The sequence below is a fragment of the Paenibacillus chitinolyticus genome (genome assembly GCF_045038035.1).
GTDB classification, from domain to species: Bacteria; Bacillota; Bacilli; order Paenibacillales; family NBRC-103111; genus Paenibacillus_F; species Paenibacillus_F chitinolyticus_A.
On sequence record NZ_CP173427.1, the window covers coordinates 529245 to 549838 of the forward strand.

The following is a 20594-nucleotide window of genomic DNA, read 5'->3' on the forward strand; positions in this document are numbered from 1 at the left end:
GAAGAGACCGATTTAGTCCTGCTTAGGCGCGTCGCTTCCTTGGCGGCTGCGCGTCATTTGCTGCCAGACCGAGCCTTCCGCGGCATGTCCGCCCTCGATACGGGCAATTGCCATCTGGACCTGCATGCTGATTTCGAATTCCGGATCGTCCGCCGCTTCGCGCAAGGCCTCGAGGCAGGAATCGTCACCGACTTCGTACAGAAAACGGGCGGCGCGCCAGCGGACCAGCTTGTTGGGATCTTTCAAGGCTGTGGCCATAGCCGGAACGGCTGCCGGATCCCCCAGATCGGACAAAGTGTCTCCCGCCGTACGGCGGACGGCCGGAGTGCGGTCCTCCAGAGCCTGGAACAGGTAAGGAAGCACTTCCGGTTCCTTGATATCGCCGAGATAAACCGTTGCAAGTCTGCGTACGGACGTTTTCTCATCTCCGAGAGCCTTGGCTAGCAGAGGCAGCGTCCGGGGAGCGGCTTTGATGCTCTGCAAAGCGGCATACCGCTTCTTCCAGTCGGGATCGTCCAGGAGCCGGCCGATTTCCTCTTCGGTCAATTCGGCCGGACGCTGTGCTTCCGCATAGTCCGCCTCCGACAGTCCCTGAGCGGCCTGCTCGGTAAGCAGGCTCAGCCTCTTGTCATCGTAAGATGCATCCACTTCCTGAACAACCTCATTCAGCACATCCTGGAGCTCTCCGTAACGGACATCGAGCTCTTGCAGCTTCCGCTCCTTGAGCAGGTGAGGAGAGTTTTCGGTCGCTTTCATCGCAGCTTGTGTAAACCGTTCCGGAAGAGCGGCACGCGCTTCTTCGCCGCCTGCGTTTACCCGGATCTGCATAGGGATGCCGCGGAAAGTCTGGAGCAGCACCTTAACCTCTCCGAAACCGGACCCCGCTTCGTCTTCGCCGGGAAGAGACGCTTGAGAGCCGCCGCTGCCGAGCAGTTCCCGGGCCTGTGTGAGAATCTGCTTCCAGTCTCCTTTGGGAGAACGGTCAAGCGCGATAAAATCGGCTACCTGAAAAACGCTTGTTACTCCGGGGATATCGAGGAGCTGCTGAATATAGCCGGGCGCGTTGTCGCGCTGTTTCCGGGTAAAAGTCAGGCTGCGGCCCTTAGGCAGCGCCTTATCTAAGTTAAGCTTCATGGTATTGGGACTCGGGGTTGGTTCAATCGATACTAAATTCACTGGATCACACCCTCCTTTGTTCCTCTTTATGATACCACATTTTTGCTAAAAGACCTTTCGCGCCAAAACTCTGTGAGAAAAGTCACTGCATGCAGGTTAAAATTACCTATAATTAACTAAAATGGAATTTTCGCATCTCCGCTTTGTTGAGTTTCTACTATATAATAAGCTGCTTCTGAACCCCGTTGAATCCAGGAAAAAAAGAAAACCGGAACATGAAGTCCCGGTTTGTTGCAATCCATTTCCGAATGGCCTCCTGCCGCAAGGCGGAGGGCCGATCCGAGGCAAAGCTTAAAAGGCAGTCAGTCAGCCGGCCGTTGATAAAAATGCCGGTTCAATACGCGTCGGCTGAATTACCTGCCGCGCTTGGAACCGCCCCGCGGAGCAGGTCCGCCGCTTCGCGAACCGCCACCGCGCGGGCCTGCTCCGCGGCCGTTAGAGCCGCCGCTGCGTGATCCGCGCCCGGCGCTTCCGCCGCTTCGCGAGCCGCCGAAGTCGCTGCGGCCGGAACCGCCTCCGCGTGATCCGCGGGAATCGGCGCCGCCGCGTCCGCGGCTGCTGCGGGCTTCCGCTTCTTCACGCTGCTTGGCGCTTACGCCCCAGCCGGCTTCGCCGAACGGGCCCGCCACGCTGTCGCGGTCGCGTGTGCCGCGTCCGCTGTCGCGCGCGCTCTCGCTGCGCGGTCCGCGCCCGGCGCTGCCGCCGGCGAAGCCGTCGCGGCCCGAGCCGCCACGCGGTCCGCCGAAGCCGTCGCGGCCCGAGCCGCCACGCGGTCCGCCGAAGCCGCCGCGTTCTCCGCCGCTGCGTCCGCGTCCGCCGCGGTCCGCGCCGTCGCGACGCTCCGCGCTATCGCCGCGGAAGCCGCCTTCGCTGCGTGCGCCGCTGCGCGGTCCGCCCGCGTCGCGCGCATCCGCACGGCCGCGGCCCCGGCCGCCCGAACCGCCGCGCGGTCCGTCGGCGCGGTGCTCCCAGCGGCCTTCGGAGCGTCCCGCTCCGTCGCCGCCGCGGGAGCGCCCGCCGCCTTTGCCCGCGGGCTTGGCTCTGCCGTCGCCGCCGAAGCTCCGCTCGCCGCGGGGGCTGCGTCCGCCGCGCTCGCGGCGCTCGTCGGTCTCCTCGCCGCGTTCACGGCGTGGAGCGTCCTGCCGCCGGAGCTGCTGGCGGATGCCCTGCTCGATCTGGTCGACGTAGACCTGATCGCGCGGGCTTGCGAACGTGACGGCGACACCGGTCTGGCCCGCCCGTCCCGTCCGTCCGATGCGGTGGATGTAGCTTTGCGCATCGTGCGGGATGTCATAGTTGAAGACGTGTGTTACGCCTTCCACATCGATCCCGCGCGCAGCCACATCCGTGGCAACCAGCAGCTGGATGCTGGCGTCGCGGAACCGCTTCATGACCTGCTCGCGCTTGGCTTGCGACAGATCGCCGTGAAGCTCGTCCGACTTGTAGCCGCGCTCCTGCAGGTCGGCGTTTAAGGAAGCCGCTCTCCGCTTCGTGCGGCAGAATATCATCGCGAGGTAAGGCTTATCCGTATCTATGGCTCTGCACAAGGCGTCAAGCTTGCCGCGATCCGATACGCGCACTACGGACTGGTCGATTTCCGTGAGCGTAACTTGCTTCGCTTTTACCCGGATTTCTTCCGGATTGACCATGTAACGCTTGGCCAGGTTCCGGATCGGGTCCGGCATCGTTGCGGAGAACAGCATCGTCTGCCGTCTCTGAGGAGTCTGGGCGATGATTTCCTCGACTTCATTCAAGAATCCCATATGAAGCATTTGATCGGCTTCGTCGAGGACCAGCATGGAAATCTTGTACAGAGCGACGGATCCTCTGCGCAGGTGATCGAGCAGGCGTCCGGGAGTCGCGACGATCAGATGGACACCGCCTGTCGAGGAAAGCTTGCGCAGCTGTTTCTCGACATCCTGTCCGCCGTATGCGGCCAGTACGTTAATGCCGAGGGCGGGCGCCAGCTTGGCGGCCTCCGCGGCGATCTGTATGGCAAGCTCCCGTGTGGGGGTCAGAATAAGCCCCTGCACTTCGGCGCGTGTGGGATTAGTCCGCTCCAGCATGGGAAGCAGGAAGGCGAGCGTCTTGCCGGTTCCGGTCTGTGCTTGGGCAATCACATCGCCGCCGCGGAAAACAACGGGCAGCGCCTGCTGCTGGATGGGAGTCGGATCGGATACGCCGCTTCGAGCCAGCAGTTTGGCCAGCTCCGGACGAACGCCGAGGTCTATAAATGGAAAAGACATATTGGTGTAAGCTCCTTCGAATGTAGGGATGCTTCCCATTCTACCCTAACGGCCGCACGATGGAAAGCTATGGCTTGGTTTCCTCTGTCTGCTTATCGATATGAAGGATGCCTCCGCATGACTTTCTTCCTATAAAAAGGAGTTTTTCCTGACATGAATCTCCTTTTACGGTTACGGCTGCGGTTTCGTCCCGAATATACGTGTCGCTGCTTGATTAAACTCGTTCACATAAGGTTTGAGCGAAGCGCCTGACAGGGCATCCAGTTTATAATGGTTGAGCTGGTTAATGAATTCACGGTTAGCCGAGATGTACACATCATGCACGGTCGGGTCGAGCTGTCTGATTTTAAGGGCTATTTCCTGTTTGAAGTTATGGGATAAATTTTTATGATCCTGGACCGTCACGTAGCCGAGGAAGTCCGAAGCGAGTTCGTTCGTATACAGGTTCTCGTAGTAGGGCTGTGGAATTTGGTTTTTCTTGTCCCCTGGGCCATGCGTTTTCGTTTCGCTGCGCCCCGCTTTGGTTCCGGATGCGGAGTTGTCCACCATGATGGCGGCATAGGCATTTCGGTCTGTTCTCATCACGATAGCTCCCATCACCCCGTGCATGGCCGCAATTTGTGTGGACAGTTCATGGTCGTACGCGAAGAAAGTATTGTTGTGGGAAACGGCGCTGACCTGCTGCTGGGTCTGATAAGCCCGGCTCTGTCCCTGGCCTTCAATCCGCTGCTTGGGAAGTCCGTAACTGGTTTCCTTCGGATACGTATTAGTGCATCCCGATACAGTTACAATAATGAAGCCGGCCGCGGAAAGGGCAGGGATTAAACGGCGCCTGATCTTGTTCATGATTGCTCCTCCTTGTTGAAAGACTGACGTAAATTTAGGATGAAGCGGGGAGGTGTGAATTATACGGGACGCAATGATGCATCCTAATGCTAAAAACCGAGCAGGAAGGAAATCAATGCAAGACAAATCAACAAAAAAATCGCAAAATGTAACAGCTTTTAGAACAATTTGTGAACTTTCCAAGAAGAATTGACAAAAAAGTTTTACCTAATTATAGTTAATTAAGTGATAAGGTTGATTGACATAGGCCTGTCGTTCGTGGTAAAAATATTGGTTTACAAAGTGGGGTTGATAAGCAATGAGTCGATGGAAAAAGAATTGGCGTCTAGTCCCCCTATTTGCGGTGATGACGTTCCTCCTTGCGGGTTGTGGAGACCCGACGCTTTCCGCTTTGCGACCTAGAGGGCCGGTGGCATCAGAACAGCTGTTTCTGATGAAGATCTCGATCGCCATCATGCTTCTGGTTGTAGTAGTGGTATTTGCATTGTATTTGTTCGTAATCATCCGTTTCCGTAAACGGAAGGGACAAGAAGGCATTCCGAAGCAAGTGGAAGGTAACCACGTGCTGGAGATTGTCTGGACGGTTATTCCGATTCTGCTGCTTATCGTGCTGGCCGTACCGACGGTTTACTATACGTTCAAGCACACTACGAACTACGTGCAGGATAAGGATGCTATCCATGTTAAAGTAACCGCTCACCAATTCTGGTGGCAGTTCGAGTATCCCGAGCTCGGCATTTCGACCGCTCAGGATCTTGTAATCCCTACTGGAAAGAACATCGCGCTTGAGCTTACCTCCGCGGATGTTACTCACTCCTTCTGGGTTCCGTCTCTCGGCGGTAAAATGGATACGAACACCAACATGACGAACGTGTACTATTTGAAAGCTGACGATGTCGATGTCTTCAAAGGTAAATGTGCGGAGCTTTGCGGCGCGTCCCACTCCTTGATGGACTTTAAAGTGAAATCGCTCGCACAAGGTGATTTTGACGCCTGGGTGACGAATATGCAAACTCCAGCCGCTGTTCCTGCAGATGCGAAGCAAGGCGAAGAGCTGTTCAAACAGAAATGCCTGCAGTGCCATGCGATCGATCCGAAAGGACTCGGTTTCGGTCCTAACCTGAACGGTTATGCGGACCGTGAAATGCTCGCCGGTGTTCTGGAACACAACGACGAGAATTTGAAGAAATGGATCAAAGATCCGCAAGCCGAGAAGCCGGGAACTTTAATGCCTAAAGTACCGCTTGAGGATAATCAGGTTAATGAGATTGTTAAATATCTGAACAGCTTGAAGTAAGACTTCTCAGGAAAAAGGAGGTTAATACGTTGGCACAAGCACACGCCCACGCGCATGCGCACGCACACCATCAAGTGAAGCGGTACACCGGCTTGATGGATTGGCTGACCACCGTGGATCATAAGAAGATCGGTATTTTGTACTACATGGCCGGCGGACTGTTCTTCCTGATCGGCGGACTGGAAGCCATTCTCATCCGGATTCAGCTCATGAATCCAGACTTGAAAATTTTTATCGGTGATACGTTCAACCAGCTGACAACCATGCACGGTACGACGATGATCTTCTTCGCGGCCATGCCTATGATTTTCGGATTTATGAACGCGATAATCCCCTTGCAGATAGGGGCCCGAGACGTTGCGTTTCCGTTTCTGAACTCCCTTGGATTCTGGCTTTTCTTATTCGGGGGCATCCTTCTGAACCTGTCCTGGTTCATGGGGGGCGGAGCCAATGCCGGTTGGACGGCATACGCTCCACTTTCATCTATAGTAGATAGTACGAAAGCCATTACGATTGGTGGCAATATTACCGGGGTCGATTTCTATGTTCTCGGTCTGCAGATTGCCGGCCTTGGAACCCTCCTCGGGGGGATTAACTTCCTCGTAACGATCATTAACATGCGTGCACCCGGCATGACCTATATGCGTATGCCGATGTTTACCTGGGCGTCCTTTATTACGTCCGCACTGATCTTGTTCGCTTTCCCTGCGATTACCGTAGGTTTGGTTGAGCTGATGTTTGACCGTATCTTCGACGGAGCCTTCTTTGATCCGGCCCGCGGCGGCAGCACCGTCCTTTGGGAACATCTCTTCTGGATCTTCGGGCACCCCGAAGTTTACATTCTGATTCTTCCTGCGTTCGGTATCATTTCCGAGATCGTAAGTACCTTCTCCAGCAAGCGCCTTTTCGGTTACAGCTCGATGGTATTCGCGACGGCTCTGATCGGTTTCCTGGGCTTCATGGTTTGGGTTCACCATATGTTTACCGTAGGCCTCGGTCCTGTTGCCAACTCGATTTTCTCCATCGCAACGATGGCGATCGCGGTTCCGACAGGGATCAAAATCTTCAACTGGCTGTTCACCCTTTGGGGCGGACAAATCCGCTTTACGACGTCCAGCCTTTTCGCAACGGCATTCATTCCGACGTTCGTAATGGGCGGGGTAACCGGGGTTATGCTTTCCGTACCGGCTGCCGACTTCCAGTATCATGATACTTATTTCGTTGTCGCTCACTTCCACTACGTTATCGTCGGTGGTCTGATTCTTGGCTTGTTCGCCGGTTCTTACTACTGGTGGCCAAAAATGTTCGGCCGCGTGCTGAACGAAACTTTGGGTAAAATACATTTCTGGACCTTCTTTATCGGGTTCCACCTGACCTTCTTCCCGCAGCATTTCCTCGGTCTAATGGGTATGCCTCGCCGCGTATTCACTTACGATCCGGGCCTTACTGCAGGTAACCTTGTCAGTACGGTAGGCGCATTCCTGATGGGTATCGGTACTCTCGTGTTCATCATCAACATGATCGCGACGAACAGAAAACCTCAAGATGCACCGAACGACCCGTGGGATGGCCGTACGCTGGAGTGGACGATTCCTTCTCCGGCACCGGAATACAACTTTAAACAAACTCCGCTTGTTCGCGGTCTTGACGCTCTGTGGAAAGAAAAAATGGCTGGCAACAAAGAGATGACTCCGGCTGAACCTGTTGGTTCGATTCATATGCCGTCTCCATCGATTTTGCCGCTGTTCATGGCTCTCGGGCTGTTTATCTCCGCATTCGGCTTCATGTACCACATCTATGTGATCTGTATCGTGGGTATCGGCATTACGTTCCTTTGCATGCTGCTTCGTTCCGTCTTTGACGACCACGGTTGGCATATCGAACCGGAGGAGCTTAACGACAAGGGGGTTAAACGATGAGCACGCATACGCACGACGCGGGTACGTTGCCGCTGGAGCCCGAGAAGGCAACGCTGGAAGGCAAGAATAAGGTTCTTGGCTTCTGGCTCTTCCTCGGCGGCGAGATGGTTTTGTTCGGTACGCTGTTTGCCACCTATATCGCTCTCCGGAACCAGATTCCGGAGGGGCCGACTCCGATGGAACTGTTTAAGCTTTCTACGGTCGCCTGGGCGACGTTCATCCTGTTGACGTCCAGTTTGACCAGTGTATTCGCCATCATGGCGATGCACAAAAACAACGTAAAAGGCTTGCTGTTTTGGTTAGCCATTACGGTATTGCTCGGTCTTGGCTTCCTTGGGCTTGAAGTGTATGAGTTCTACGAATATGTCCATGAAGGACACGGGTTTACGACCAGTGCGTTCTCAACCTCCTTCTATACGCTCGTAGGCTTCCACGGCGGCCACGTTGCTTTCGGGGTTCTGTGGATCACTCTGCTGATCATCCAGGGAACACGCAAAGGTCTTACCGTCGTTACCGCACCGAAGTTCTATGTCGCCAGCTTGTACTGGCACTTTATCGACGTAGTATGGGTATTTATCTTTACGGTCGTTTATCTGATGGGGAAGGTAGGTCCTTAAGATGAGCACAAACGAAACAACTTCACCAAGTAAACGTTACAAGAAGGAAAGCCCGGCTAACCATTACTTTTCGTATATTGCTTCCATTCTCCTGACCATGATTGCTTTCGCGCTTGTCATGTACGGCGGATTGGATAAGTCTTTTCTGTACGCATTCCTTATTTTCATGGCGTTGATCCAAATAGCCCTTCAACTTGCTTATTGGATGCACATGAAGGAAAAAGGCCACTTGTTCCCGATCGTGGGAATTATCTTTGGAGGCATAGTCGCCTTAACGGCCGTAGCCGCTGGGGTTTACTGGACCTGGTGGTAAGATAAAAAGAAGAAGAGCGGCTTCGTTGGCTATTGTTGCAACAGGCCGCTCCTTTTTTTCATCCGGGCAAGAAAATATAAGGTAAAGGAGCTGACACAGCGATGGGTTTTTTTGAGTTGTGGAACCCTGTAGTTCTGCTGTTCGTTGTCGTTGTCGGTCTCGTCTATCGCAGTTTGACCTCTCCTTCCAAGGCAGCGGCCGCGGGGGAAGAACCTGTAAGTTCCAAGGTCAAGCTCTCGTTCTACACCGGAATTGCCTTGTTCTACATCGGGCAGGGAAGCCCGATCAACTATCTGGGTCATCACTATCTGTTCAGTGTCCATATGCTGCAGCAGTCTCTCTTGTATCTGATCATGCCGATCTTTATCTTGAACGGGCTGCCGGCCTGGTTGATCCGTCCTATTTTCAAAGGGACTGTTATGAACCGTCTGCTGCGATTCTTCACCCATCCGCTGATTTCGGTTCTGGCGTTTAACCTGCTATTCTCGATTTACCATCTGCCGCTTATTATGGATACCCTGATGGAAAACGAATGGATGCTGCTCGGCTATCACGCGGTCCTGCTGTTTACGGCTTTCGCCATGTGGTTCCCGGTTTTCCCACCGCTGCCGGAGCACGATAAACTGTCCAGCCTGATGAAATTGGCTTATATCGCGGTGAACGGAATTTTGCTCACTCCGGCCTGTGCGCTCATTATTTTTGCGAGCGAACCGATCTATGCGATGTATGCAAATGTGGTAATCCCGTTCGATGCGCTGCCTTTGCTTGACGACCAACAGCTTGGCGGGGTCCTGATGAAAGTAATTCAAGAAATTGTTTACGGTTCTGCCCTTGCTATGATTTTCTTCAAGTGGTATCGTACGGAGAGGGCACAAGAGGACGAATTGTCGGACGACCCGCAGGAAAACAACGGTCTGACGACGGCTTGAGTTTTTTGCCACTGACTCTGTGTCTTAATATAGGGAATGGATGGGATTTAAATCATGCATGTACTGCCGACGATCAGCACGATGTTCATCGTGATCAGCGCCATCTTCGTCGCTTTCGGTTGGTATCAGATTCGTAAGGGCAACCGGGAGACTCATACGAAATTGATGATTGCGGGGGCAATCTCTGCGCTGATCTTTTTCACCATTTATATGTCACGTACCATCTTTCAAGGCAATACTTCATTTGACGGACCGGAAAGCCTTAAGCTTGCGTACCATATCTTTTTAATTTTCCATATTACGCTCGCTACGGTGGGAGCCGTGTTCGGTATCGTCACCCTGATTCTGGCTTTCAAAAAGAACTGGATACGACACCGGAAGGTAGGCCCTATTACGGCAACCATATGGATGTTCGTGGCGCCTACGGGCGTAGTGGTTTACATTCTGCTCTATATTCTGTTTCCTGGCGGGGAGACGAAACCTCTTATCGATGTGATTTTTGGCTTGTAAGAGTTCTGAAGCTTTACACATAGCCGCGTAGCGAGATTAAACAGCCTTTTGTTTTCTAACGAAAACAGCGGGCTGTTTTTTTGTTTTTTGAAAAGCGTAAAGAAGTGAATATGAGGGAGTGAGTAGGTGGTACAAGGGATAGGACGGAACTTATAAGTTAAGGCAGTGAGCAAGAAAAGTGAGCAGGAGCAAGTGTATAGGGGTGGAGAATAGGGGACAGAAAAAAGTGGTAAAAGGGGTTGCGGAAGTGTGTGCATACTGTTAATATAAATATACACAGTAATCACAGCAAGCACAGTGAGTACAGTAAACACAGTAAACACAGTGAGGTGTTCGCATGAGTATGTGGAACAATGTATGGTGGCTGGCCAAACAGGATCTTAAAATGGTCCGCTATGGATATATCTGGAGCCTGCTTTATTATTTGAATGCGATGTTTGTGCTGTTTGTTTTCATGAAGCCCGAAGTGTCGATGGAGGGTGGAGTGCATGGTTTTTTGACGGTGGTGTTTAACCTGTTTGTACTATCGGTCATTCAAGTGGTCGGTTACCCGATTGATACAAGAAATATGAATTATTGGAAAAACGACGCCTATACGAAGCGAATTCTGCAGTTGAAAATGCTGCCGGTCAGAAACAAGGAAATCGTGACGAGCCGGTTTTTGGTTTACATCCTGTATTCCAGTTTTTTTATTCTGCTTTTGCATGTGGGAATCCGCGTGATGATGTCCTTACAATGGATTGAACCGGTAGGATGGGGGACATGGCTGGGCATGATTTTCTTCTGGTGGGGAATGGTGTTGGCCGTCGGTTCATTTTACCTGTATGGAGAATTGTCGATGCGTGGAAAACTCTTCTTCCGCTTCAGTCTGCTGATGCTCTTGGCCACGCTGATCTTTTCCATTCTGCTCTGGTGGGCCGGGAATTACATGGTGTGGCCCCTTGTGATAAGCGGTATTGAACGATTCGGGGTGATTGTGCCAGCCTGTTCGGTTATAATCGGTGCGGCTGCGTTGGGGTTCTCGTGGAAGATCCTCGATAGAAAGTTGGGATACCGGGATCTGTTTGCATCATGAGTGACGTACCTTTTGCGAGAATGATGAAAGCTTGAAAGCAGGTGATGCAGTTGCATATTCCGATCCAAATTTCACCGGATAATCCGGAGCCGTTATATCATCAAATTCAGGTTCAGCTTAAAGAACTGATCCTCAGCGGGCATTTGCCCGAAGGTACGCTGCTGCCTTCAATACGCGAGTTTGCGAAAGATTTGTCATGCAGCGTTATCACGATCCGGCGTGTGTACCAGGATCTGGAGAATGAAGGTATTCTGCGGACCCGTCAGGGAACCGGCACTTTTGTCGCCAAGGTGGGCGCAGTGACTCGAGAGCAATACCGGAAGGAAGCGGTGGTGGAAGCGATGAAAGATGCTCTGCGCAGCGGACTGCGTGTCGGCTGTACCATTGAGGAACTCAAGCAGTTGTTTGAAGAGGCTTTGCTGGAAATTACGAATGAGGGGCAGGTAACACCGGGGAATCGTCAGCCGGGCACGGACAATCCGGGAAATAAAGGTTCGAATAAGGAAGTCCCCGGTTTGGCCAAAGCAGCCGTCGAACCGGAAGAAGGGGGGAGCGGAAATGAATAGGGAGGCTGTGCGTTACGGAGATTGTGCCATCCGGCTGTCCGGGGTGGACAAGATGCTGGGCGATATGCGCCTCGGGCCGCTCGAACTGGAGGTGGAAACCGGAACCGTGGTGGCTCTGGTTGGACAAAACGGCTCCGGCAAAAGTACGATTTTCCGCATGCTCATGAATTTGACCAAAGCGGACAGCGGTAAGGTGGAGCTGCTCGGCAGGCCGTACGGAGAGGACGATACCGAAACCGACATCAAGAGACGTATCGGTTACGTGCCCGAGGAGTCGACCTGGGAAGAGCTCGGCTGCACGACGATCGGAGAGCTTCACGATTTCGTCTGCCGCTGGTATCCGACGTGGAACGAAACACTCTATCGCGCCATGATGGAAGAGTTCGAGCTTAGCGGCAAGCTGAAGCTCAAGACGCTGTCCAAGGGAATGAAGCGCAAACTGAGCTACATTCTGGCAGCCGCTCACGAGCCTGAACTGCTGCTGCTCGACGAAGCGACGTCCGGTCTGGACCCTTTTGCCACCAAGCGGATGATAGAACATCTAGTGAAGTTTATGGAACGGGAGGGCCGGAGTATTTTCTTCTCTACCCATGTGATGGAGGAAGTCCGGCGGCTTGCGGACTACATCGTGTATATCAACCGGGGCCGCCTCATCGGTGTCTATGAGAAGGATCAGCTGCTGGATGACTGGAAGCGCATCTGGGTCCGCGAAACGCCGCAGCCGGCTTCAGGTCCTTTGCCCGGTGTAGTGTCGATGGGTACAGGAGAGAACGGAGGGCTGATCCCGATTGTATCCCGGTCCTCCAGCGAAACGGAAGCGGCGCTAGCCTCGCAGGGTAACGCGCCGGTGCGGACGACCGCTATGGAACTTGAAGATATTTTGGAGCTTTTGGCTCGGGAGAAGATAGCGAAAAAGGCAGAAAACAAAGAGAGATAGAGAAAATCAGCCATTCAATCGAGAAGGGAGCAATCACTATGTTGCCGCTGGAACTGGAACACGTTACGAAACAATATGGAGAGAAAACGGCCGTCAACGGAATTTCCCTGCAAGTGAAGCCGGGAGAGATTTACGGTTTGCTCGGAGGAAACGGCGCGGGAAAAACGACGACGATGCGCATGTCGCTCGGACTTATTTATCCCGACGGAGGAACCATTCGCTGGAACGGCAAGGGGTACGGCGACGAGCTGCGCAGATTGATGGGGTATCTTCCCGAGGAACGGGGACTGTACCCGAAATACAAAGTATCGGAGCAGCTCATTTACCTGGCGGAACTCCGGGGCATCAAGCGGAAGCAGGCGGACCGGACGCTGAAGGAGTGGCTGGCCAAGTTCGAAGTGCCCGAGTACTACGATAAGCGGGTAGAGGAACTGTCCAAAGGAAATCAGCAGAAAATTCAGTTTATCGCGTCCGTTCTGCACGACCCGTCGATCATTATCATGGACGAAACGTTCAGCGGTCTGGACCCGGTTAACGTCGAGCTCCTGAAAGGAACGGTCAAGGAGCTTCGGGACAACGGAAAAGCGATTCTGTTTTCCAGCCATCGGATGGATCATGTCGAAGAGCTTTGCGAAAATATTTGCATCCTGCATAAGTCCAACACGGTGCTGCAGGGCAACCTGCGCGAGATCAAGCAGTCGTTCCCGAAAGAGCGCGTTCTTCTGGAAACGAAGGAGGCGGTCCCCGGATTGGAAACGATCGAAGGAGTCACTTCCGTGGAAAAGCATCTGAACGGCTACGAGATCCGTATCCGGGAAGCCGGCGCCGCACAGCGTATTTTGGCCCACGCGGTTGCACAGACGGATATTTACCGCTATCAGCTCATGGAGCCTACGCTGAACGAAATCTTTATCGCAAAGGTGGGATCGTCTCATGAATAGCATGCTGACCGTGATCCGGTTTACCCTCTTGAACCGCTTAAAAACGAAGTCGTTCAAAATCACGACGCTTATTTTTGTGCTGCTGATCTCGGCCGTCGTGAATCTCCCGGCTATCATCCAGCAATTTTCCAAAGAAGACGGCAAGGAAGCCGTCAAAATAGGGGTGATGGCTAACGGCACCGATATTCAGCAGAAGCTGACGGATTATTTTGCCGCTGCCAAGACAGGCACGGGTACCGTTGAAATCGTACCGCTGGAAAGCAAGGGCGGTGCCGAAGCGGATGCCGCATTGATCCGTGAAAAACTGAAAAACGAGGATGTCAAAGGTGTACTGACGGCTAAACCGGCAGGCGCTGGGGAATTCCCGCAGCTTCTCTATCAAACGGGAGCAAGCGGATTCTCGATAAATCCGGGCACCGATGAGACGGCAGGCCTTCTGAAAACGGCTCTCCAGACGATCAAGACGAACAGCGCGATTGCTCAAGCAGGCATAGAGCCTGCCGTGCTGGCGAAGATCCAGGAGCCCGTCAATTTGACGACGGAAACGGTAGCCTTGAAAGAAGCGGAAACGCCGGCTAAATCCAAGGAAGAGCTGGGAATTGCTTTTATCCTGGTCTATGCTTTGCTGTTCCTGCTATACATGAGCGTAATCGGCTACGGAAGCATGGTGTCCACCGAAATTACCGCGGAGAAAAGCTCGCGCGTGATGGAGATTCTGATCTCCAGCGGTTCGCCGCTTAAGCAGATGTTCGGCAAAATCATCGGCATCTGCCTGATGGGACTGCTGCAAAATGCGGTGTTCGGCGTAGTGGTAGCCGTGAACCTGATGCTTCCTTGGAACGGGGCGGCGCTGCAGGCGATGGATCTGGATCTATCCTTAATCCCGTATGGTTTGCTCGGCTACTTCCTTCTGTTTTACCTGGGCGGGTTCTTTATCTACGCGACTATTTTCGCGGCGATCGGTTCGCTTGTCAGCCGCAGCGAGGAAGTGCAGCAGGCCGTTATGCCGGTCACGCTGCTTATCATCATCGCCTTTATGACGGCTATGTTCGGGCTGCAGAATCCCGAGGCTCCGTTCGTCATCGCGATGTCGTATGTGCCGTTCTTCTCGCCGCTCATTATGTTCCTGCGTATCGGTCTCGGAAACCCGGCCTGGTGGGAAATCGTGATCTCGATCGCGATCATGCTCGGTTCGATCTTCGTGCTGGGCTGGCTGTCGGCGAAAATTTACCGCACCGGCGTGCTGATGTACGGCAAACGCCCGTCGTGGAAGGAACTGCGGAAAGCGATGAAGGCTTTTCAGGGGTAAGGCGCATCCGCACATCCGTTTCCGTAGGTAGCGGTAGGGGTTAACACCCGATTTAAAGCTATTCTTCTCATCTAAGTTTAGGAGGCATGTTTGAACATGAAAAGTCATCTATGGAGCAAGTGGAGCCGCAAGACGGCAGCCGGTTTATTAGGGGTTACGATTCTGCTCGGGGGAACAAATTTAACCGTACGGGCAGAGCAAGCTCCCGCTCCAACCCCATCTATCAGCACGTGGTCCCTCTCTACTCTTAACGAGGGAGAGAAATACGGCATTTACCCGATGGGCTGGTACTATGACGGTAAGTTTCAACAAGCGATTGACGCCGCAAAGTTTACATCGTTAATCGAAAGCACGGCGGCCAAACTCGATCAGCTCGGTTTCGGCAAAAAAGATCTTCCCCTGCCGGTATCGGAAAATAAAGTGATCACCAGAGACACGGTTATGCGTGCCATGTACGGGCTGCTGGCCCGCTACGAGCTGCCGGCTTCTTTCGGGATCGGCTCTTCTTCTCCGATCGAATACCTTCAGCAGAAAGGCATCGTACAGGGATCAAGCGAAGGTCTTGAGCTAGACCAGCCTTGTACGGCCGAACAGGCCGCCGTGCTTGCCTCTAGACTGGTGGAATTTAGCTACGATACAGCCGGACAGGGGGCGAAAGGCGTATTCTGGAAGGTGAAGCATAATCATAACACCCTGTACCTGCTTGGGTCGGTCCACCTGGGAATTCCCGAGATGTATCCGCTCCAGAAAAACATAAGAGAAGCCTTCGAAGCTTCGGATGATCTATGGGTGGAAGCTGATACTTTATCCGGGGATATGAGCTATTTCGCTAATCTGATGGTGTATGACGACGGCACGAAGATCCAGGATCATGTGTCGAAAGAAACGTACGAGAAGCTGCAAAAAGTACTTAAAAAAATGGAGATTCCGGAGCAGGCGTTCGAAGAGTATAAGCCCTTTGCCGTCTCCAGCAACTTATCTATGCTTTCCCTGTTCGACCAGCCCGAGCAAATTACAGCGGCATCGGCGTCCGGCATTGATCACTATTTTCTTACTAAAGCGCTGCTGACGGGCAAACCGGTCCATGAACTGGAAGGAATCAAGCTGCAAGCGGACGTGTTCAACTCCTTGAGTCCCGAAGCGCAGGAGAAGGATTTGAACAGCCTGCTGGATACTTTGCTTGCGGACGGAGGCAAGGAAGGGGCCGACTCCTTCAAACAGCTTCAACTGGATTGGAGCAAGGGTGATGCGAAAGGCGTTGCGGACGGACTTGTCCGGGGCGGCTTGATGGAAGGCGAGCTTAATAAGAATCTAATCGGCGAGCGCGACAAAAACATGGCCAAGAAGATTGCGGATCTTCTGGAGAAAGACGGGGAAAGAACCTCTTTCGTAGTCGTCGGCTCCGCGCATTATGTGGTGAAAGATATGGTCATCGACCAGTTGAAAGCGAAAGGTTATGACGTTCAGCCGGTTAAATAACGTTCAAGAGCCTTAGAGATCCATCCCATGAAAAGAAACGAAGAAACCAGGCAGCGGTCCGCTGCCTGGTTTCTTTGCCATCTCGTTTTATTTAGTCTTCAAATCAATTTTGAATACAGCGCCTGCATTGCCGCCGAAAACGATCAGCCCGCCCTCCGGCAGTACGGCCGAATAATTTTTGCTAATCTTTGAGAAGTTCACTAGCTTTCCCTTCGCATCATAAACGGCGAATTCCCCGCTTGAGGGAGCCTTCACGGTTAACGTCCGTCCGGCTGATTGTTTATCAATCTTGTACCATACGGCCTGACCGTTGGATGGTATGCTTCGAATGGCGGAGTTTCCTTGGGAGAAGGGCTGGATCGCATCTTCACGGATATATGATTGTCCAGTGATCGTTAAATATTCTTGATGGTTCTTTTGGTGAAAATTCAAGTCAAAAGTGTCTCTGCCGCTCATGACCGGAACAGCAATTACGTTGACGGCTTTATTCGGGTTCACAATTTTAGTGCCGGATGCATATCCGTGATCGACCGTTATTTCCTTGGTCAAAAGCGCTTGGTTCACATAACCGACGGAAGTAATTTTCTCATCCAAAGCGTAGTAACGTTTCCCGTTTCTTTGTTCCCATGCTTTTCTGGTTGCAGGGTCCAGAGGATTGCGGTCCAGCTTTTGATATTCATATGTAGCCATAACCATTTGACCTAAACCGGGGAAGCTGAGGTACCCGTTAAATTTCAAATACGTTTTTCCGTTCTTTGCCCGGTCGAAGCTTACGGTAAGATTCCCCTCTTTGTTCTTGAATTGTCCCTTGCCGATATAGACAAATTTTTGAGCCGGTACCAATCCGCCGAACAGAGCGGGTAAAGCAATCTCTCCGTTCTTAATCTCCAGATTTACCGTTTTATCCGTAGCACCGTATAATCCGGAGTAAGCCTCTAGTTCCGAAGGCATATCCACTTTCACGGCTGGCGGGAAAGTCTTTTCAGGTAAAATCTCTTTAATGATGCCTTTCTTCTTTACGTATTCCAGTAAAATATTCGATGCCATAATACTGTTGTGGATGGAGGCTCCTCCCGACGAAAGCACCGCTATCGAAATATCATGTTCCGGCAGGGCTGTCAAAGTCGCGTGATACATTTGCGTGTCCCCGCCTTTGGATAACGCCGTGATTCCGTAATCATCGAACGGGGCTAACTTGACGGCGTCCCAGCCAAGGCCGTAATTGAAGATATTTGACTCTTCCGGTACCCATATTCCTTTTCTGTACTCATGACTTTGCATAGCTTTGGCGGACTTCTCGGACAAAATGTCCGTCCGGTTACCGATCAGGACATCGCCGAACTTGCTTACTTCTTCAGCCGTGGAGTAAATGCCACCCGTCCCGATCAGATTGACATTTTCTACAGGCAAAGCCTGATCGATCCCCGGTACATATGTTTTTGCAAGCTTGTTTCTATCAAATGTATCGCGCGCTGTTTTGGTAGAGCTTAAATCAAGAGGCTTGCTAAAATGGGTTTTAATAAATTCGCTGTAACTTAATCCGCTTATACGTTCAACCAAGATTTCAAGCAGCTGAAAACCATCGTTGCAATAAACCGAAAATTCTCCGGGGTCTGCCTTTAAGTGTTCGGATCGCAATTTGGCCAATAATTCATCATGAGTTTTCGTATCATTGTCATCGAACAAAAAGCTATTCTCATAGTGACTGCCGTAAAGTCCCGAAGAATGATTCATCAACATGCGCGGTGTAATTTTTTTGTATCGTTCATCGGCCATCTTAAAGTCTTTCAAATACGTGATCAGCGGTTTATCGAGTTCAATCTGATTGGTATCCGCGAGCTTCATCGCTGCAGCCGTTACGTACACTTTACTTACGGAGCCTATTCCGAACATCGTGTCCTTCGTTATCGGGCTGTTGGCAGCTTTATCTTTTACACCTGCGCTGCCGGATAGAACAACGGATCCGTGATCCCTGATCGCATACTGTACCCCGCTTGCCCCATAGTCGGATACAATCTTCGAAGCCAATACCTTTGCTTTTTCCGTAACAGGATCCACCTGAGTCGTTTGAGCAAATGCAGAGGTGACCGGTACCGTTAAAAGCAGGGTGGTCATCAATACGGATACGGAATTCATCTTCTTCATGAATACTTCCTCCTTGCGGTTCAGTTTGAAATTTTCTTGCTGAATTAATCATATATGGAAAATGATAGAAGTATAAGAAAACGCCCTGAAACGAAAAAAACAATCCCTAAACAGCATGTTGTCTAGGGATTGCTCGATAAGAAGGGGAGGAGAACCATATTATTGAACTGTTTATGTTTCGTTTCAAGGGTCATATGACCGCCGTACTTGTCGCAAATTCTGGCGATATTGGTTAATCCGATCCCATGAAATTCCGGGTTTGGTTTCTGGCTGTGCAAGCGGGCACCTTCCTTCTCCATATGATTCAAGATGTGAATGAGAAGGGCGGACTCGGTCGCATGTATTTTGATAAGAATGTACCTGTCTTCCGCGATCTTGATATGTTTGGAGGCTTCAATGGCGTTATCCAGCATATTTCCCATAACCACACATAAGTCGTAACGGTCAATCGGGATTTCTTGCGAGCGCAGGTTAAGCCTGGTGTCGATTCTTATTCCATTGGCTTGCCCGATATCGAGTGTATTGGTGACAAGGGCGTCTATAACCAGATTTCCCGTATTCACCCTTTGATAGGCTCCCTCGACTTTGTTTAAGGTCGTTTTAATATGCTCCACTGCCGCCGCCAGCTCATTTCGCTTAATACACTCTTCGATATATAAAAACTGTTGGTTCGTATCGTGAATGATTCTTTTGATGGATTTGAAGCTGTGAACGACTTTCTCGTAATTCGCGTCCTGATAGTCCATCTGCTTCTGGAGCTGGGCGTTCTCATGCATGAATTGAAATTTATCCATAATCGTATCAAAAATATAGATAATCATCACGTTTAAGAAAAGAAAGCCCATGGCGGAAAGGAAAGAATAGAAACTCTTATACGTTAGAATATTCAAGTGATAGATGCTTAGGAGTGGAATAACCAAGAATAGGACGTAGTAACGATAAGGCAACGAGAAGCTTCTGCGTTTGGCAATGAGCCGTATAATCTGAATGACGACGAACATGATCATGCAGCTGAGGAAAATAAGCTTCGTGTAGGGAAATTGAGCGGCACGCTGAGTCACAAGGTCAAGGGTGTCAAATTCAACATGATCCAGCGTATATAAAATATAAAGAGAGATCGTATTAGAGATAGACATCAAAACGGCGTAAAGCAGGGAAAAAATGATTTTCATTCTAAATTCCACTTGATAAGATTGCGCAATAGTAAAGATGAGAAGCAGGGATACAATCGAAGAGAACGCAGGCGATAAGGAAGTAACGAGGTACAGGTAATCGAGCAGCCCGAAGATAAGAAAGTAAATGATACGGCTGCGTTTTTGCGTGGTTTTATCGAAAACCGAGTTGAAGAAAAAATTAATTTGGACGGCCATTACAACTACCATGCTAATAAAAATGGGCAAATTAGTTTGAATCATAGCCATCGACCTTCATAATCATAAATTTGGTGTATACATCTTTAACCTCTTTAACTTTAGAACGGCCTATGGGTAATTCCATGCCATTGGACATGAGAACAACTCCCTTGGCAAATTTCCTCACATGAAGCAGGTTAATAATAATGGATCGGTGGATTTGCAGAAATTTATGATCTTTTAAGGCAAGTGCATAATCCGAAATGGTTCCTTTGCTTTCATAGGTTTGATTAACGGCTGTAAAATGCAGCTTGCTTTTTATGGTTAAGCTTTTGGCAGCTTCGATGCTAATGAGGTCGTCGTATTTGATAACGACTTCGTCGTAGGCCGACTTGATGACCATAAATTTTTTATCAAGGGCTTGGAAGTATTGGCACAGCTTGATGATTTTCTCTTCCAGGACCCTGGGGGCGACGGGTTTGATCAAATACTGGAATGTCATGACGTCAAAACTTTCTACCATATATTCGGGGTAGCCGGTCAGGAAAATAATTTGTTCATCCAGATTATTTAACTCTCTTATTCTCCGGGCGGTTTGAATGCCGTTAATCCCGCCCATTTCAACATCGAGCAGTAAAATATGGAACGGGGTTTCCTGACGCTCATAATAGGCTGCGAGCTGCTCGCCCGAGCTGAATAATTCGATTTCAAATTCTATATTGGTTTTTATCGACAAAGCGATCAGGATGTTTTTAGCAAGCTCTCTTTGTTTCTCCTCATCGTCGCAAACGGCTACTCTGTACATAAGGTGCACCTCTCAGTTCCATTCCCATATTTCGGGACTCTATCTAAGCATGATATAATTTTTTGAATTTGCATAGATCATTTTTGGATGAAATGCACTTTTGAATCCCTTAAATCACTTCTTACGAATATA

19 protein-coding genes are annotated in these 20594 nt (G+C 51.1%); 12 read left to right on the forward strand and 7 right to left on the reverse strand.

The genetic code is table 11. The features are described from left to right. Positions 1–12: 12 nt before the first annotated feature. The 4 genes from ACI48J_RS02475 to ACI48J_RS02490 all read right to left on the reverse strand — a co-directional run bounded on the left by ACI48J_RS02475 (position 13) and on the right by ACI48J_RS02490 (position 4268). On the reverse strand, positions 13–1176 hold the full coding sequence (locus ACI48J_RS02475; protein WP_405081485.1) for a conserved virulence factor C family protein: 1164 nt from the start codon (positions 1174–1176) through the stop codon (positions 13–15). Positions 1177–1292: 116 nt separating this feature from the next. After that, positions 1293–1418, reverse strand: coding sequence for a hypothetical protein (locus ACI48J_RS02480; RefSeq protein ID WP_326052446.1), 126 nt, complete (start codon positions 1416–1418; stop codon positions 1293–1295). Positions 1419–1529: 111 nt separating this feature from the next. Continuing rightward, positions 1530–3422, reverse strand: coding sequence for a DEAD/DEAH box helicase (locus ACI48J_RS02485; RefSeq protein WP_405081487.1), 1893 nt, complete (start codon positions 3420–3422; stop codon positions 1530–1532). A gap of 171 nt (positions 3423–3593) precedes the next feature. Further along, complete coding sequence (locus ACI48J_RS02490; protein ID WP_405081489.1) at positions 3594–4268, reverse strand: hypothetical protein; 675 nt, start codon at positions 4266–4268, stop codon at positions 3594–3596. A 298-nt stretch (positions 4269–4566) separates the two neighbouring features. On the opposite strand from ACI48J_RS02490, the gene coxB reads away from it, so the two are divergent. The 12 genes from coxB (at position 4567) to ACI48J_RS02550 (ending at position 16160) form a co-directional block, all read left to right on the forward strand. Continuing rightward, the gene (coxB, locus tag ACI48J_RS02495) at positions 4567–5565 is read left to right on the forward strand and encodes a cytochrome c oxidase subunit II (protein ID WP_326053176.1); all 999 of its coding nucleotides are present in this window, start codon (positions 4567–4569) and stop codon (positions 5563–5565) included. 95 nt (positions 5566–5660) lie between these two features. Then, positions 5661–7484, forward strand: coding sequence for a cytochrome c oxidase subunit I (gene ctaD, locus ACI48J_RS02500; protein WP_326053180.1), 1824 nt, complete (start codon positions 5661–5663; stop codon positions 7482–7484). Beyond that, entirely contained in the window at positions 7481–8101 is a 621-nt protein-coding gene (locus ACI48J_RS02505; RefSeq protein ID WP_326053174.1) for a cytochrome (ubi)quinol oxidase subunit III, read from the forward strand. Before ctaD ends, ACI48J_RS02505 begins: the two co-directional genes overlap by 4 nt. A gap of 1 nt (position 8102) precedes the next feature. Then, positions 8103–8414, forward strand: a complete 312-nt coding sequence (locus tag ACI48J_RS02510) for a cytochrome C oxidase subunit IV family protein (protein ID WP_009671683.1) — start codon at positions 8103–8105, stop codon at positions 8412–8414. Positions 8415–8515: 101 nt separating this feature from the next. Then, positions 8516–9343, forward strand: coding sequence for a cytochrome c oxidase assembly protein (locus tag ACI48J_RS02515; protein ID WP_326053172.1), 828 nt, complete (start codon positions 8516–8518; stop codon positions 9341–9343). 54 nt (positions 9344–9397) lie between these two features. Further along, positions 9398–9853 carry a DUF420 domain-containing protein gene (locus ACI48J_RS02520; protein ID WP_326053170.1) on the forward strand — a complete coding sequence of 152 codons (456 nt, stop codon included), beginning with the start codon at positions 9398–9400 and terminating at the stop codon, positions 9851–9853. Positions 9854–10190: 337 nt separating this feature from the next. Then, on the forward strand, positions 10191–10928 hold the full coding sequence (locus tag ACI48J_RS02525) for a hypothetical protein (protein ID WP_405081490.1): 738 nt from the start codon (positions 10191–10193) through the stop codon (positions 10926–10928). Between the two features lie 44 nt (positions 10929–10972). Beyond that, positions 10973–11494, forward strand: a complete 522-nt coding sequence (locus ACI48J_RS02530) for a GntR family transcriptional regulator (protein WP_405081492.1) — start codon at positions 10973–10975, stop codon at positions 11492–11494. Beyond that, the gene (locus tag ACI48J_RS02535; RefSeq protein WP_405081494.1) at positions 11487–12431 is read left to right on the forward strand and encodes an ABC transporter ATP-binding protein; all 945 of its coding nucleotides are present in this window, start codon (positions 11487–11489) and stop codon (positions 12429–12431) included. The genes ACI48J_RS02530 and ACI48J_RS02535 overlap by 8 nt, the downstream gene beginning before the upstream one ends. Before the next feature lie 38 nt (positions 12432–12469). Beyond that, the gene (locus ACI48J_RS02540; protein ID WP_405081496.1) at positions 12470–13372 is read left to right on the forward strand and encodes an ABC transporter ATP-binding protein; all 903 of its coding nucleotides are present in this window, start codon (positions 12470–12472) and stop codon (positions 13370–13372) included. Next, positions 13365–14681: an ABC transporter permease gene (locus tag ACI48J_RS02545; RefSeq protein WP_326053165.1), complete on the forward strand. Its 1317-nt coding sequence runs from the start codon at positions 13365–13367 to the stop codon at positions 14679–14681. Before ACI48J_RS02540 ends, ACI48J_RS02545 begins: the two co-directional genes overlap by 8 nt. A 96-nt stretch (positions 14682–14777) precedes the next feature. Beyond that, a complete protein-coding gene (locus ACI48J_RS02550) occupies positions 14778–16160 on the forward strand; it encodes a TraB/GumN family protein (protein WP_405081498.1) in 1383 nt (460 codons plus the stop codon). Between the two features lie 87 nt (positions 16161–16247). Here ACI48J_RS02550 and ACI48J_RS02555 read toward each other — a convergent pair whose 3' ends face one another. The 3 genes from ACI48J_RS02555 to ACI48J_RS02565 all read right to left on the reverse strand — a co-directional run bounded on the left by ACI48J_RS02555 (position 16248) and on the right by ACI48J_RS02565 (position 20462). After that, positions 16248–18305 carry a serine hydrolase domain-containing protein gene (locus ACI48J_RS02555; protein WP_405081500.1) on the reverse strand — a complete coding sequence of 686 codons (2058 nt, stop codon included), beginning with the start codon at positions 18303–18305 and terminating at the stop codon, positions 16248–16250. A 122-nt stretch (positions 18306–18427) separates the two neighbouring features. Further along, positions 18428–19720 carry a GHKL domain-containing protein gene (locus tag ACI48J_RS02560; RefSeq protein WP_405081501.1) on the reverse strand — a complete coding sequence of 431 codons (1293 nt, stop codon included), beginning with the start codon at positions 19718–19720 and terminating at the stop codon, positions 18428–18430. After that, a complete protein-coding gene (locus tag ACI48J_RS02565; protein WP_405081503.1) occupies positions 19707–20462 on the reverse strand; it encodes a LytR/AlgR family response regulator transcription factor in 756 nt (251 codons plus the stop codon). Before ACI48J_RS02565 ends, ACI48J_RS02560 begins: the two co-directional genes overlap by 14 nt. Positions 20463–20594: the final 132 nt, after the last annotated feature.